The following is a 15,552-nucleotide window of genomic DNA, read 5'->3' as shown; positions in this document are numbered from 1 at the left end:
ATGAATATTGGTATTACATTAAAACCACATGCATACACTCCTGAAGCTTATGCTTATAAAAAATATCTAGAGAGTTTTGGTCATAAAATTGATTTAAATTTTGCTAGCGAATTAGATTGCAATAATGATATAAACATATTTTTTATGGGTGTTAGGAGGGGGGGGGCTGGTAGAGCAGTGGAAATTCATGAATATCAAAGTTTATCTATTCCACCTTTTTCAAATATTAAAGATTCATTGAAAAGAATTATTAATAAAAAACCTGATGGAAGAATATTTCTGAATTCATTTGTTTTTGATCAAATGAATTTTAGAGATAAAATACCTTATATTTGCAGAGATATGGGTGTTGATATTGGCTTATTTCAGAAACCAAATGAAAATCCGATTTTTGATATAGTTTATTCTGGTTCGATTAAAGGCCGAGTTGGTTTGGTGGAAACTTTGATAAAACTTTCTGCTAAATATAAAATATTAGTTATTGGTGAGGTGGAGGAAGAATTAAAGTTGATTTTTAATAAAAATAGAATTTCTATGGCTGGAAAAGTTGATCGACAAGCTTTACCTAGTTTATATGCATCTGCTCGCTATGGTTTAAATTACACGCCTAACATTTTTCCATTTAACTATCAAACTAGTACTAAAACTTTAGAATATTTAGCTTCAGGTCTAGGGGTTATAAGCAACAAATATTATTGGATAGAATCTTTTACAAATGAAATAGGTTACAAACCAATTTGGTTAAATGACTTATTAGAAGATAGTAGTTTATGTTTTAGTAATAACTCTATACCAGATATGGAAAAGTATAAATGGGATAATATATTAAGTGAATGCAATTTTAATGAATTTCTTGTAGATGTATTAAATAATAAATAGGATATATTCATGCTTGTATATTGGTTTTTTTGGTTTTATATAAGTTTATTCACTTTTTTAACTGATAATAAAAATATATCAAGGATTTTATTTTTTATTCTATTTTTTATTCTATTTTTATTTGTTGGATTTCGGTTTGAAGTGGGAGTGGATAGAGATGATTATCTTAAATTATATCAATATATAGGTGGTTTGTCATTTAAAGAGTCTCTAACGTATACAGACTTAGGTTATGGTTTGTTAAATTATATAAGTCAAAAACTGAATTTTAAAGATTTAATATTTGTAAATGTTATTTGTGCTTCAATTGTTTTTTTTAGTTTTTATAAGCTTTCGATTAGGTTTAAGTACTTCGTTGTGCCTTTGCTAGTAGGTTATACTTACTTTATTGTAGTTGTATCAATGAATTATACTCGGCAATCTGTAAGTATTTCATTAGTAATGATGGGAATACTTTTCTTAATTAATAATAATAATATTAAATTTATTTTATGTTTAATTTTAGCTGCTTTATTTCATAAAACAGCTATTGTTTTTATTGTTTTTTATCCCCTTTACTATTTTGGTAAGTTTGGATTTCCTAAAGTTTATTATGGTATTTATGTTTTATTGTCATTTATATTTATTACTTCAATATTGTATATAGCTTCAGCTTCTGAAGCTAATATATATGTTTCACAAGGTGAAATTTCGTCAAGCGGTGCAATATTTAGATCTATGTTTCATGTTTTTCCGGTTTTTTTATACTTATACTTTAGAGATTTTTTTAAAAACGAGTATCATAAATCATTGTTAATATTGGATTATATGATGTTGTTGGTATTGTATTGTATTGCTTTGTCGTTTGTTTTTTCTACATTATCTGATCGTTTTAATCTTTATCTAATGTTTTTTGATATTATAGTATATACTAAATTGTGTGAAAAATTATCTTTATTTGGTAGAAATATATTGTTTTTCTATTTGTTTTCATTCTTTTCTATTACTTTTTATATTTGGTTTGAGTTTGGAGAATGGGCAGATTATGGATGGATACCGTATCAAAATTATATTGTTAATTATTTGTCAAATGTTTTTTGATAGTTGAGGTTCTTTTGAACAAGATAGTCTTAATTGGTACCACCGCTGATAGTATCACAGGTTTTAGATCTGACTTAATAAAACAATTGGTGTTTTATGGATATGAGGTTTTTGCTTTTACCTGTGAGTATAATGATATTCAATTAAATGAAATTTCTATATTAGGTGCAAAGCCCATAACTTATAAGATGAGTCGAGGCGGACTGAATCCATTCTCTGATATACAGTCATTACTTAATTTAAAATCAGAAATTGACAAAATTAATCCAGACTTAGTACTCTCATACTTTACTAAACCAGTCGTTTATGGTTCTTTAGCATCAAAATTATGTAAGACACCAAAAATAATCGGTATGATAGAAGGTTTAGGTACCCCATTTACTGAACATCAAAATGGCCAGTCACTAAAAGTTAAATTGATTAAATTTTTTCAAATCACTCTTTATCGTATGGTTTTTCCATTTATTGATAAAATTATTTTCTTAAATAATGATGACCCTCGTGATTTGATATATACAAATAAAATTAGACATAAAAGTAATTCAATTAATGTACTAGGGCCGATTGGTCTTAATTTAAATGATTATAAGTACAAAAGGTGGGATGAATCTTCAAATATTTCATTTATTTTTATAGCTCGATTAATAGCTGAAAAAGGAATTTTTGATTTTGTTGAGGCGGCAAAAATAGTTAGAAAAAAATATGAAAATATTAAATTTACAATTATTGGTGGCTTAGATACTGAAAATCCATTTGGTTTGTCCAGAACCCAATTAGATGAACTAATTGCTTCAGGATTGATTGATTATCCTGGTTTTGTAACCGATGTTGCAAAGCGTATACAAGATAATGCAGTTTTTGTTTTACCATCTTATTATCGTGAAGGTGTACCACGTAGTACGCAAGAGGCAATGGCAATAGGTCGTCCAGTGATTACAACAGATGTTCCTGGTTGTCGTGAAACGGTGGTTGATGGTGTAAATGGATTTCTTGTTCCAAAGTGGAATCCAGAAGCTTTAGCAGATAAAATGTGTTATTTTATTGAAAACCCTGAGCAAGTAAATATTATGGGGTTAGAGAGTTATAAAATAGCTCAAGAAAAATTTGATGCTGAAAAAGTGAATTCCAAACTTATAGAGATCATGGGTTTAAAAGATCTAAATGAAAAGACTAGTTGATATTTTTATTGCTTCTATAGCGCTGATTTTACTTTCGCCTATTTTTTTATTTGTTGCCTACAAAGTGCGCAAAAACCTAGGCTCTCCGATCTTTTTCTATCAAGAACGCCCAGGTAAGAACGGTAAACTTTTTAAAATGATGAAGTTTCGTTCGATGAAAGATGCAAATGATGCTCATGGTAACCCATTACCTGATGAGCAACGTATCACGCCTTTTGGACAAAAACTACGCTCAACCAGTTTAGATGAAATGCCTCAACTGATTAATGTGCTCAAAGGGGATATGAGCGTCGTTGGTCCTAGACCAATGCTGAAAGAGTTTGTTGAACTTTACTCACCTGAACAAGCACGTCGTTTAGAAGTTCGTCCTGGTATGACAGGGCTTGCTCAAATTAGCGGTCGTAATGAATTAGACTATGAAGAGCGGTTTAAATGTGATGTTTGGTATGTCGACAACCAAAGCTTATTAGTCGATTTTAAAATTATGTTTAAAACCGTTTCTGTTATGACCAATCGTGAGGGGATTAATGCCCCTGGTCATGTTGGTCCTTCTCTTTTTAAAGGGAATGAAACAGAAGCAAAAAATGATGAAGTAAAGTCTTAAGTTAATATATTGAAGTTTTAAGTTATGATCAAAAAAGCCATTCTCCCTGTTGCTGGTTTAGGAACACGTTTTTTACCTGCAAGCAAATCTATTCCTAAAGAAATGGTGACTGTGGTTGATCGCCCTGCGATTGAATATGTAGTCAAAGAAGCAGTGGCAGCAGGTATTGAACAAATTATTTTGGTGACGCATTCTTCAAAAGCATCTATAGAAAATTATTTTGATCGTAATTTTGAGCTTGAAACAACATTAGAAAACAAGAAAAAAATAGATTTACTCAAAGAAATTACTGAAATTTTACCGAGCAATGTCAGCGTGGTTAGCGTCAGACAGCCTCAACCATTGGGTTTAGGTCACGCTGTGTTATGTGCAAAATCTGTAGTGGGTGATGAAGATTTTGCTGTGTTATTACCAGATGTGTTAGTCAAAGAAAATAGCGCTGAAAATGATCTTGCACGTATGATTCAACGCTTTAACTCATCGAAAGCATCACAAATTATGGTTGAAGCTGTGCCTGATCATTTGGTAGATCAATATGGTATTGTAGATGTTGAAGCCTCACCTGAAGAAGGTGAAAGTGTTGTGATGCAAGGTATTGTAGAGAAGCCTGCTGTTGGTTCAGCACCTTCAAACTTATCGGTTGTGGGACGTTATGTACTGCCTGCTAAAATTATGCAGTTACTTGAACAAACGCCTAAAGGTGCAGGAAACGAAATCCAACTGACCGATGCAATCGCAGCATTACAAAAACTAGAAAGTGTAGAAGCTTATCGTATGAAAGGCCAAACTTTTGATTGTGGTAGTAAAATCGGTTATTTAAAAGCTGTATTGCACTATGGTGTAGAACATCCAAAACTCGGTGAAGAATTCAAACAACTCATCAAAGAACTGAAATTATAAAATATTGGGTATGATATGAATATTTGTGTATTTGGCACAACACTTCAAGCTGGCGTCCTCGCTGGCTTGTTTGCTGAATATGGGCATCATGTGTATTGGTGCCCTCAAGTAGGTGTTGAAAAACAGTCCTCAGTTCACTATCAAGATGAAGATTTAAATCAGCTGATCCAAAAACAAATTAAGAATCATGCCATTGAATTGGTAGGCGTAAAACAACTCCAACTACACAGTGAAGTTTTTTTATTTAGTTTTAACCCGTCTGAATTTGATCAAGCCAAAAAATTAGCTGAAGAGCTCAAGCGAAGTCCCATCATACATCCAAAGTTAATGATTAATGGTTCAACATTTGGTTTGGAAGGGACAGAAACACTGAAAGAAATTTTGGTTGCCGATCATTGGGCGTATTTGCCAGATACGATTCAAGAAGGTAATGCAATTCAAAGTTTTACTGGACTAAAACAAGTGATCATTGGTGTCGATCATGTGGCGACCCAACCAATTGTTAAAGAGTTGTTAAGACCATTTTTCCAATTAAAACATCAATACCTCTTTATGCCATTTTTAGATGCTGAATTTACCAAACTGAGTATTTCGGGCATGTTAGCAACACGTATCAGCTATATGAATGATATGGCGCAAGTGGCAGAAAAACTCAATATTGATATTCAAAATGTAAAACAAGGTTTAGCTGCGGATAATCGAATTGGTGCGAGCTATCTCTCTTCTGGTGTAGGTTTTGGTGGTGAGAATTTTTCTCATGATATTTTAACCCTCACAGGCACGGTTGCTGGTTCTGGGATAAAGAGCCAATTACTTGATCAGGTTTGGAATATCAATGAACAGCAAAAGGAAATTTTGTTTCGCAAGCTGTGGAATTATTATCAAGGGCAACTAACAGGTAAAATTGTTGCGATTTGGGGTGCATCATTTAAAGAAAATACCTCAAGTATCGAAAACTCTCCAATTCATGCCATGCTTGCTGCACTTTGGGCGCAAGGTGCAATTGTTCAACTCCATGACCCACAAGCATTAGAGCGAGTATCTGCTCTGTATGGCGAGCGCACCGATTTAATCTTGTGCCATGATCAATATCAAGCCATCGAAAATGCACATGCCTTATGCTTATTAACCGCTTGGAAGCAATATTGGAGTCCAGATTACACTCAACTTGTGCAGAAAATGACGCATCCATTTATTCTAGATGGACGTAATATCTGGGATCCAGAATTTGTCAAAGGACAAGGTTTTGCTTATCAAGGTGTGGGGCGCGTATGATAACGTCGATATTAGAGATGGATCAAAGTCAGCTAAGCGTTCAACAATTACGTTTAACCGATTTATTTCAGCAAGATCCACAGCGTTTTGAAAAATTTTCGGTTCATTTTGATCAACTCAGTTTTGATTATAGTAAGCATCGTATTGATCAAGCGGCATTTGAAGCTTTAATTAAATTTGCAGATTCGAAGCAACTGAGTGCATGGATTAAGCGCTTATTTACAGAAGAGCAGATTAATTACACTGAAGGTCGGGCGGCAATGCATTGGGCATTGCGTTTACCTAAACATGATCAAGATTACCCTAAATTAGCTCAAGCTGTGCATCAACAACTTGATCGCATGTTTCAGCTTGTTGAAAAAGTGCATGCAGGGCAATGTCGTGGTTCAACGGGTGAAGTGATTCAAGATATTGTCAACATCGGTGTGGGTGGATCAGACCTTGGACCACTTATGGTCAGCCATGCCTTATCCGATTATAAAGTTACTACAGCTAAACCATTAAAAGTCCATTTCGTCTCGACGATGGATGGAAGTCAGCTTTCTGAACTGTTGCATCAACTGCGCCCTGAAACGACTTTATTTATTATTTCTTCAAAATCTTTTGGGACCATTGATACCTTATCCAATGCACAGACTGTGCGCCAATGGTTAGAAAAAGCATTAGGTCATCAAAAAAGTGTGGTGCAGCATCATTTTATTGGGGTTTCAACCAAACCTGAAAAAATGACTGAATGGGGCATTGCAGCAGAAAACCAATTCCTGCTTTGGGATTGGGTCGGTGGACGTTATTCATTGTGGTCATGTATCGGTTTACCGATAGCCTTGCAAGTTGGTGTCGAAGGTTTTAAACAGCTTTTGGCTGGTGCTTATGCGATTGACCAACATTTTCAAAAGACACCATTTCAACACAATATTCCAGTCCTAATGGCTCTGTTGGGTGTTTGGAACAATAATTTTCTGGATATCCAAACCCATGCGGTATTGCCCTATGATGGGCGATTGAAATATTTTGCATCCTATTTACAACAGCTCGAAATGGAGTCGAATGGTAAATCCATTCAACGCAACAATCAAAAAGTTGAGCTAAAAACATGTCCGATCGTATGGGGTGAAGTTGGACCCAATGCGCAACATGCATTTTATCAGTTGCTCCATCAAGGAACGCATGCGGTGAGTTGTGATTTCATCGCACCTGTACAGCGCTACAATGCTAACCAATTTACCTATGCTGAAAATGCTGAAGCATTGATTGAACAACATCATTTGGCTTTATCTAATTGTTTAGCTCAATCACGTTTATTGGCTTTTGGTAATCAGGCTTTAAATGCAGATGAGTTGGAGAGTTTACCTGAATATAAACAATATGAAGGCAATCAACCCAGCTCTACACTTTTATTACAAGAACTCAGTCCTTATAGTCTTGGAATGTTGATTGCTTTGTACGAACATAAAGTCTTTGTACAGTCGGTTATGTGGAATATCAATCCATTTGATCAGTGGGGCGTTGAAAAAGGGAAAGAAATTGCCAATCAATTGCTTCCTATTCTCAGTGGGAAAGAAAAAGACTTTTCTCAACTAGATGCTTCCACACAAGGCTTAATCAAGATATTACTAGGTAAAGAATAGAGAAAAACGTATGGCGAATATTTTAGTCACAGGTGGGGCAGGTTATATAGGCTCACATACTTGCTTGGAACTTCTAGAAGCAGGACATAATGTGGTTGTGCTTGATAATTTGTCGAATAGTTCAGAAGAATCACTCAAGCGGGTGCAAGAACTTACTGGCAAACGTTTGGAGTTTATACAAGGCGATATTCGTGATTCACATGATTTAGACCAAGCATTTGCTTCACATAAAATAGATGCTGTGATTCATTTTGCAGGCTTAAAAGCCGTGGGAGAAAGTCAACAAATTCCACTGAGCTATTTTGACCATAACATTGCAGGATCAATACAGTTGGCGCAAGCCATGGAAAGAGCAGGGGTTTTTAATCTCGTTTTTAGCTCATCTGCAACAGTTTATGATGAAGCCAATATATCTCCTTTAGATGAAACTATGCCAACAGGTATGCCTTCAAATAACTATGGCTACACCAAACTGATTGTTGAGCAATTGTTGCAGAAATTAGCCATTGCAGACTCACGTTGGTCGATTGCTTTGTTACGTTATTTTAATCCTGTGGGTGCACATAAAAGTGGCCGTATTGGAGAAGATCCGCAAGGGATTCCAAATAATTTAATGCCTTATGTCACTCAGGTTGCTGTGGGACGTCGTGAAAAACTGTCGATCTATGGTGATGACTATGACACGATCGATGGGACAGGGGTTCGCGACTATATCCATGTAGTTGATTTAGCCAATGCCCATTTATGTGCGTTAAATAATCGTTTAAATGCCAAAGGCTGTCGTGCTTGGAACATCGGCACAGGCAACGGTTGTTCTGTGCTTGAAGTAAAAAATACTTTCGAAAAAGTGAATGGTGTCGCTGTGGCTTATGAAATTGCACCGCGCCGTTCGGGAGATGTAGCAACATCATTCGCCAACAATGCACGAGCTGTTACAGAACTCGGTTGGACAGCAAAATATACCCTTGAAGATATGTTAGCAGACAGTTGGAACTGGCAAAAACAAAATCCAACAGGTTACCAATCATAAGCTTGTAAAAGGAAAATAGGCGCATTGAGCGCCTATTTTTTATGATGAAAAAACTAAGCCTGAATTAATTGGGTCAATTCATCTATATAATCTTGCATTGGTTTAGGATTACGATCTGCACGACTTTCAATATTTAAGCGTAATAATGGTTCAGTGTTTGATGCACGTACATTTAAACGCCATGCACCAAAATCAAGACTCACCCCATCTGTTTGATCAATGGCAGGATTCAAATCAGCAAAATGATCAAAAATCTTTTGAATGGTTTCTTGAGTATCGACCACTTTAAAGTTGATTTCACCACTACATGGGAATTTGGCAATCATATTTTCTACAAGACTAGAAAGTGATTGCTGTGTATCAGACAGCACTGAAATCGCCAATAACCATGGAATCATTCCGCTGTCGCAGTAAGCAAAGTCACGGAAATAGTGATGTGCACTCATTTCTCCACCATAGACCGCATTATGCTCACGCATGACATCTTTAATGAATGCATGTCCAGATTTGGATTGGACAGGTGTTCCTTGATACTGATTGACGATATCTAAAGTATTCCAAACCAGACGAGGGTCGTGGACAATTTTTTCGCCTGATTGTTTTAGTAAGAACGCTTGTGCCAATAGACCGACGATATAGTAACCTTCGATAAACTGACCTTTTTCATCAAATAAGAAGCAACGATCAAAGTCGCCATCCCATGCAATCCCCATATCCGCATGGTGGATTAAAACCGCATTACGAGTGCTGTCACGATTTTCGACCAAAATTGGATTAGGAATACCATTTGGGAATGTACCATCTGGATGATTATGGATTTTGATAAATTCAACAGGGATGTTTAATGCTTTGAATTTCTCTTCAATGGCATCAACTACATGCCCAGCAGCGCCATTGCCTGCATTCATCACCAATTTGAGTGGGCGAATTTTTGCTGGGTCAATATAGGTGAGTAAGTGTTCAATAAATTCAGGCAGAATATTGTATTTTTGCGTTGAACCTTTTTTCTCAACTTCAATGAATTGTTCGGATTCAGCCAAGGCTTGAATATCTTTTAAGCCAGTATCTGCACTAATCGGGCGGGCATTTTCCCGAACAAGTTTCATCCCATTATAGTCCATAGGATTATGGCTGGCCGTGACTTCAATTCCACCCTGTACATCGAGATGAAAAGCACCAAAATAAACTTCTTCAGTTCCCGTCATCCCCAAATCAAGTACATCTACACCTGCATCGTTTAAACCACGAATCGTCGCTTGTTTTAAATCTTCGCTCGTTAAGCGAACATCACAACCCACGACGACAGTTTTTGGTTGATAGATTTGCCCATAAGCACGACCGACTTTATAAGCGATTTCTTCATTGAGTTCTGTACCAAGTTTGCCTCGGATGTCATAGGCTTTAAAACAAGTCAGTTTATTCATGTCCATCTTTCTATTGTATAAGCTTGGGTTTAAGTGAAACACCATTTTAACCTTAAAGTAAGTAAAAAATGAGATGAGAAGATGTAATTTTAGGTTGATTTATAAAATTGAAATTTTTATGTTTTTCTTGTTCATTTTAAAAATATTTTAAGTATGGTTGTTTATTTTTTGATTCATGATTTTTGATGGATAAAAAAGTTAATATTTATTAAATTGATAATTCATGTGATAAAGATCACAATTATTGGACTTACTTTTTGAAATTTAAACTCTTTTCTTAACAAAGTTAGCCAATAAAAAATGAAATATATATTTGCTTGAATTTTAGAATGTGTAGAATAGCAATCGAGTAAGGAAATAATTCAAAATAATTCAATGCCGATAATTACAAGCATGATTAGGTGCCATTCAGGAATGTTAATCACTCACAAACCCATAATTTTTTTAAAAAGATTGGGTGCAATCAGTCTATGTGTTCTGATTCAGAACAATAGCCATGCACAAGACACCCGCTATTTAAAAGGCATCCAGGAAAGTGTATCGAGTTTAATCAAACCCAAAGATGACTCCTCCTTTCGTACCGTGCAACTTAAACAGCTTTCTGACTTTGAATACCAACCTGAGCAAAGCACTGCGAGCCCTTTGCCAGTGGTCAAACCCTATCTGGGGCAAAAGGCATCTTTAAATAATCTTTATCTGGAAAATCCACCAACTGCCCAGCAATATGCAGTACCCACACGGACCTTAAGCCTTGAAGAAGCCGTGCAAATCTCTGTCAAACGCAATCCCAATATTGCCCAAACGATTTCTACTCTGGCTTCCCAAAATGCCAATATTGATGTCGCCAAGGCACAATACTATCCACAATTAAAAGCTGGCATGAATACTGGTGATTTCACCTCAAATGATAAAGGGCGGCAGTTATATTCTGTTGAAGCCAATCAATTGCTCTATGATTTTGGTAAAGTCAAAAGCAGTGTCACCACACAACAAAATAAATTGGCGGTTGAACAAGCCAATGTCTTGATCAGTATTGATGAAATCTCTACCCAGACGGCTCGAGATATTTTAGGTTTATTGAGATATCGTAATATTATAAAAATCGCCCAAGATCAATTTAATGGGGTCAGTCGCTTACATGAGATTGCACGTTTAAGAGCCGAAGCAGGCATCAGCAGTCATGCAGACCCTGTGCAAGCGCAAAGTTATGTTGAATATTCTCGTTCCTACCTGATTACCCAGCAGAATTTTCTTAAACAGCAAGAACAAAAGTTACGTACCTTATTGGGTTTTGATGTCAGTCAAATTGAGTTCAATATTCCTGATGAATTCGTCAAGCAATCAGGGCTATATGACGACCCCGAAGTCAATACCATCCCCAGTATGATTGCCGCAAAGGCTGAAATTGATGTGGCACAAAGCCAAAAGAAACAAACTCAACTCAGTGTCTATCCGACCATTTCTTTGGTGGGTGCGGTGACCAAAGCATTGAATGGGCAAAATCCCAATACAGGGATTGAGAATGATACCGACAGTTCGATTGGGGTACAGATGTCGAGTAATTTCTATCAAGGCGGTGCAGTGGGTTCACAGGTTAAAGCAGCAAATTATGCTGAACAAGCCGCCCGTGCCAAGCTGAATGCCACCTATCTCAATATTATGGATCAAGCCCAGATTGCCCGTGAAAGTATTGAAAACACCGATAAACAAATTTGGGTATTGATGGACCGAGAACGTTCAACTGCCAAAACCCGAGAGCTGTATGAAGAACAATACAAACTCGGCAAACGTTCGATTTTAGATTTACTCAGTTCAGAACAATCGTACCAAAGTTCAAGGATTGAAAGAGAAGCAGCACGATTTGATATCTATGACACGATTGCATTATTTATCAATGTAACCGGAAAGAGTAGACATGCTTATCATTTAAATAATATTCAAATTCAGGGGTTTGAAGTTCAGCCATGAATAATAATAGATTAAATTATCAACCCTGGTTACAAGCCATTATCGCGGTTGCACAACATTATCGTATTCAACCCTCAGAAGAACAAATTCGTCTGCAACTGGATTGGAATAAATATCACAATCTTGATGACATGCTGGCACTGATTACCCGTCAAGTTGGCTTAAATATACGTCAAGCTGACTTTAGCACGGATGTTCTCAATCCATGGCGCTTGCCGGTGGTAGTTGAGCTGAATGATGGTCAGGTGGCGGTGATTGAGAAAGTAGATGCTGCTGGAAATGTCAGCCTACAACTCAGTGGTGATCAAGGGCTGTCACAAAGCTTCAGTGTGCAGCAACTACAAGCCCATGCCAAGCGCGTCTATATATTTAGACCTGAAACCTCTGTACCGGATGCGCGTGTTGATGAATACATTAAGCCTTATGAAAAAAGCTGGTTCTGGGACATTGTTTTAAAAGACTGGAAACGCTATACCGACATCATGGTAGCTTCAATGATTGCCAATATTTTGGCATTGGCGACCATTATCTTCTCCATGCAAGTTTACGACCGTGTGGTGCCGTCTCAATCCATTCCGACCTTGTGGGTGCTTGCAGGTGGCGTACTGATCGCTGCAATCTTTGAATTTGTTCTGCGAATTGCACGGGTCTATTTATCCGATATTATCGGTAAACGTGCCGACTTAAAGATTTCAGATCGGGTATTTGGTCATGCACTGCGCATTCGCAATAAAGACCGAGCACGTTCAACAGGCTCTTTTATTTCGCAGATTCGCGAACTAGAAGGGGTCCGTGAATTGGTCACCTCAACCACCATCAGTGCAATTGCCGACCTTCCTTTTTTCTTCCTGTTCTTGGTGATTTTTTGGATGATTGGAGGCAACATTTTCTGGGTGATGTTGCTGGTGGTGCCGCTGATGATTGTTCCGGGCTTTTTGGTACAAAAGAAATTGGCACAATTGGCAACTGAAGGTATGCGTGAATCGGCAATTCGTAATGCGATTTTGGTTGAAGCGGTGCAAGGCATTGAAGATATCAAACTACTGCGTGCTGAAGCCCGATTCCAAAATCAATGGAATCACATGAATGAAGTCTCAGCAGATGTCAGCATGCGTCAACGAAAAATTGTCGGTTGGTTAAATGCATGGACACAGAAGATTCAAGGCTTGACCTATGCAATCGTAGTCTTGGTCGGTTGTTTTGCAGTGATGAAAGGTGACATGACTACAGGTGCCTTGGTGGCGTGTTCGATTCTCTCTTCACGGATGTTGGCACCTATTTCTCAAGTGACGGGTGTGCTTGGGCGTTGGCAACAAGCCAAAGTGGCAAAGAATGGTTTAGATGAGTTAATGCAAAAACCGGTTGACCGCCCTGAGCGTGCTCAATTGATTCAGCGTAAAGTGCTGTTAGGGGATTATGATTTTAAAGGGGTGGTGTTTAAATATACCGAAGACGATCCACGTCCGACCTTGGTGATACCGCAACTCAAAATTGCGGTCGGAGAAAAGGTGGCGATTCTGGGACGCAATGGTGCAGGAAAATCGAGCCTTTTACAATTACTTGCCGGGATGCAACTGCCTGTCCAAGGTAAAATTAGTCTGGATGGTGTCGATCAATCCTTGCTTGATCCTGATGATATTCGCCGAGATATGGCACTGCTCAATCAAAATGCCCATTTATTCTTTGGGACCATCCGAGAAAACTTAACCTTGGGTGCGCCCTTGGCAACCGATGAAGAAATTGTGCGTGCCTTGCAAATCACCAATGCATTGGAAATCGTAGAGCAGAAAAAAGAAGGCTTGGACCATACCATTCTTGAGGGAGGTGTGGGCTTTTCAGGTGGACAAAAACAAGCGCTATTGCTGACCCGGTTGCTGTTGAGAAACCCGAATATTGTGTTGTTGGATGAACCTACCGCCTCGATTGATGATGTGTCTGAAAAAGTATTGATTCAACATCTTAAACAATGGCTGGGTCATCGCACTTTGGTGGTGGCCACCCATCGCCCTGCAGTATTACAACTGGTGGATCGGATTATTGTGGTACATGAAGGTAAAATTATTAAAGATGGACCACGAGATGCCATTTTAAATCCTCAACATCAACCGAATGCGGGAGGTGCTTCAGCATGAGCCAAGAACAAAATCCGCAAAAGATTGAACTGCAAAGCACGACAGCTGCTGACTCCGATGATCGTGAGACGAGCGATCTGCTCAAGCGTCCCAGCAATCCCTCAGCACTCAAGTTTTCAGAACCGCCCTTGCCTAAATCCAGTTTTATTATTTGGATCGTGGCAGTGGGCTTATTGGCATTCTTGATTTGGGCATGCGTTTTTAAATTGGAAGAAGTTTCAACGGGCACAGGCAAAGTAATTCCTTCGTCCAAAGAGCAAATCATTCAATCCTTAGATGGTGGGGTGCTCACCAGTTTGGATGTCAAAGAAGGTGATATTGTACAAAAAGGACAAACCCTTGCTCAGATTGACCCCACCCGTTTTGAGTCACAAGTCGGAGAAAGCCAGACTAAATTACTGGCAACCCAAGCCACTGCTGCACGTTTAGAGGCGGAAGTAAATGGTACACCGCTACGCTTCCCTAAAGATGTATTGGCAGTATCAGCCTTGGTTCGAGAGGAAACGGCACTGTATACCTCTCGTCGTGCCAATTTGGATGAGTCCATCACGGGGTTAAAACATGCCTTGGCTTTGGTGCAAAATGAATTGCAAATGACTCAACCTTTGGTGGCGAAAGGTGCGGCATCCGAAGTTGAAGTGTTACGTCTAAAACGAGATATCAATAACTTTGAAAATCAGATCAATGACAAGCGTAATGACTACTATGTAAAGTCACGTGAAGAGTTGGCGAAAGCCAATGCAGATATTCAATCGTTACAGCAAATCGTGGCAGGTCGAAATGACTCAGTCAAACGTTCCACCTTTAAAGCGCCTGTCCGTGGTGTGGTCAAAGAAATTGCCGTGACCACGATTGGTGGGGTGGTACCGCAAAATGGCAAGTTAATGACCATTGTTCCGATTGATGAGCAGTTATTGATTGAAGCACGTATTTCCCCACGAGATATTGCGTTTATTCATCCGGGGCAGCCGGCTTTAGTGAAAATCACGGCCTATGACTACTCTATTTATGGTGGTTTGGAAGGTAAAGTGACGGTGATTTCACCGGATACTATCCGTGATGAGGTGAAACAAGATCAGTTTTACTATCGCGTCTATATTCGAACCAATAAAGATAAACTGGTGAATAAAGCGGGTAAATCTTTTTCGATTACGCCGGGTATGGTGGCTACTGTTGATATTCGCACAGGTCAGAAAACCATTATTGAATACTTGTTGAAACCATTCAATAAAGCCAAAGAAGCATTAAGAGAGCGTTAATTTTTAGATCATCAAGCATGGATTGAAATACATCAATGGAAATAAAAAACCAATCTACAGATTGGTTTTTTATTGGTGTCTATATTAGGCATTGGTGCTGAATAGCGTCGATTTCAGAAAGTTGAAACAAATAAAATTAGGTATATTCCTTTACCACATTAAACTTTCCTTGTTGGAAAATTTAATGTGTTTGAG

General features: G+C 37.9%; 12 protein-coding genes. 11 read left to right on the top strand and 1 reads right to left on the bottom strand.

Annotated features, from left to right (window positions below):
* Genes TOL5_RS21155 through galE form a run of 8 tightly spaced genes read left to right on the top strand, consistent with a single transcriptional unit; the run spans nucleotide 1 to nucleotide 8,574 of the window.
* Nucleotides 1–879: a glycosyl transferase gene (locus tag TOL5_RS21155; RefSeq protein WP_121773931.1), complete on the top strand. Its 879-nt coding sequence runs from the start codon at nucleotides 1–3 to the stop codon at nucleotides 877–879.
* Nucleotides 880–888: 9 nt separating this feature from the next.
* The gene (locus TOL5_RS21150) at nucleotides 889–1,959 is read left to right on the top strand and encodes an EpsG family protein (protein ID WP_199935042.1); all 1,071 of its coding nucleotides are present in this window, start codon (nucleotides 889–891) and stop codon (nucleotides 1,957–1,959) included.
* A gap of 14 nt (nucleotides 1,960–1,973) precedes the next feature.
* Nucleotides 1,974–3,137 (top strand): glycosyltransferase family 4 protein, encoded by a 1,164-nt coding sequence (locus TOL5_RS21145; protein WP_227544188.1) that lies wholly within the window; start codon nucleotides 1,974–1,976, stop codon nucleotides 3,135–3,137.
* Complete coding sequence (locus TOL5_RS21140) at nucleotides 3,121–3,741, top strand: sugar transferase (RefSeq protein WP_046760484.1); 621 nt, start codon at nucleotides 3,121–3,123, stop codon at nucleotides 3,739–3,741. The genes TOL5_RS21145 and TOL5_RS21140 overlap by 17 nt, the downstream gene beginning before the upstream one ends.
* Nucleotides 3,742–3,765: 24 nt before the next feature.
* A complete protein-coding gene (gene galU / locus TOL5_RS21135) occupies nucleotides 3,766–4,641 on the top strand; it encodes a UTP--glucose-1-phosphate uridylyltransferase GalU (RefSeq protein WP_121775784.1) in 876 nt (291 codons plus the stop codon).
* Nucleotides 4,642–4,656: 15 nt separating this feature from the next.
* The gene (locus TOL5_RS21130; protein ID WP_042089251.1) at nucleotides 4,657–5,916 is read left to right on the top strand and encodes a UDP binding domain-containing protein; all 1,260 of its coding nucleotides are present in this window, start codon (nucleotides 4,657–4,659) and stop codon (nucleotides 5,914–5,916) included.
* 17 nt (nucleotides 5,917–5,933) lie between these two features.
* Nucleotides 5,934–7,544, top strand: a complete 1,611-nt coding sequence (pgi, locus tag TOL5_RS21125; protein ID WP_392390147.1) for a glucose-6-phosphate isomerase — start codon at nucleotides 5,934–5,936, stop codon at nucleotides 7,542–7,544.
* A 10-nt stretch (nucleotides 7,545–7,554) separates the two neighbouring features.
* Nucleotides 7,555–8,574, top strand: a complete 1,020-nt coding sequence (galE, locus tag TOL5_RS21120) for a UDP-glucose 4-epimerase GalE (protein ID WP_121775785.1) — start codon at nucleotides 7,555–7,557, stop codon at nucleotides 8,572–8,574.
* A 53-nt stretch (nucleotides 8,575–8,627) separates the two neighbouring features.
* On the opposite strand, the gene TOL5_RS21115 is transcribed toward galE, so the two are convergent.
* Nucleotides 8,628–9,998 carry a phosphomannomutase CpsG gene (locus TOL5_RS21115; RefSeq protein WP_121775786.1) on the bottom strand — a complete coding sequence of 457 codons (1,371 nt, stop codon included), beginning with the start codon at nucleotides 9,996–9,998 and terminating at the stop codon, nucleotides 8,628–8,630.
* Between the two features lie 414 nt (nucleotides 9,999–10,412).
* Between TOL5_RS21115 and TOL5_RS21110 the strand changes: the two genes are divergently transcribed.
* From TOL5_RS21110 to TOL5_RS21100, 3 genes are read left to right on the top strand one after another with little or no spacing between them, the layout of a single operon-like run.
* Nucleotides 10,413–11,966 (top strand): TolC family protein, encoded by a 1,554-nt coding sequence (locus TOL5_RS21110; RefSeq protein ID WP_221260630.1) that lies wholly within the window; start codon nucleotides 10,413–10,415, stop codon nucleotides 11,964–11,966.
* On the top strand, nucleotides 11,963–14,098 hold the full coding sequence (locus TOL5_RS21105; protein WP_005033558.1) for a type I secretion system permease/ATPase: 2,136 nt from the start codon (nucleotides 11,963–11,965) through the stop codon (nucleotides 14,096–14,098). Before TOL5_RS21110 ends, TOL5_RS21105 begins: the two co-directional genes overlap by 4 nt.
* Nucleotides 14,095–15,357: an HlyD family type I secretion periplasmic adaptor subunit gene (locus TOL5_RS21100; protein WP_227544151.1), complete on the top strand. Its 1,263-nt coding sequence runs from the start codon at nucleotides 14,095–14,097 to the stop codon at nucleotides 15,355–15,357. The genes TOL5_RS21105 and TOL5_RS21100 overlap by 4 nt, the downstream gene beginning before the upstream one ends.
* Nucleotides 15,358–15,552 lie beyond the last annotated feature (195 nt).

Source organism: Acinetobacter sp. Tol 5 (genome assembly GCF_019702905.1).
Taxonomy (GTDB): Bacteria; Pseudomonadota; Gammaproteobacteria; order Pseudomonadales; family Moraxellaceae; genus Acinetobacter; species Acinetobacter bereziniae.
Note: the sequence above shows the minus strand (reverse complement) of the source record. Positions and strands in the feature narration are given on the sequence as shown.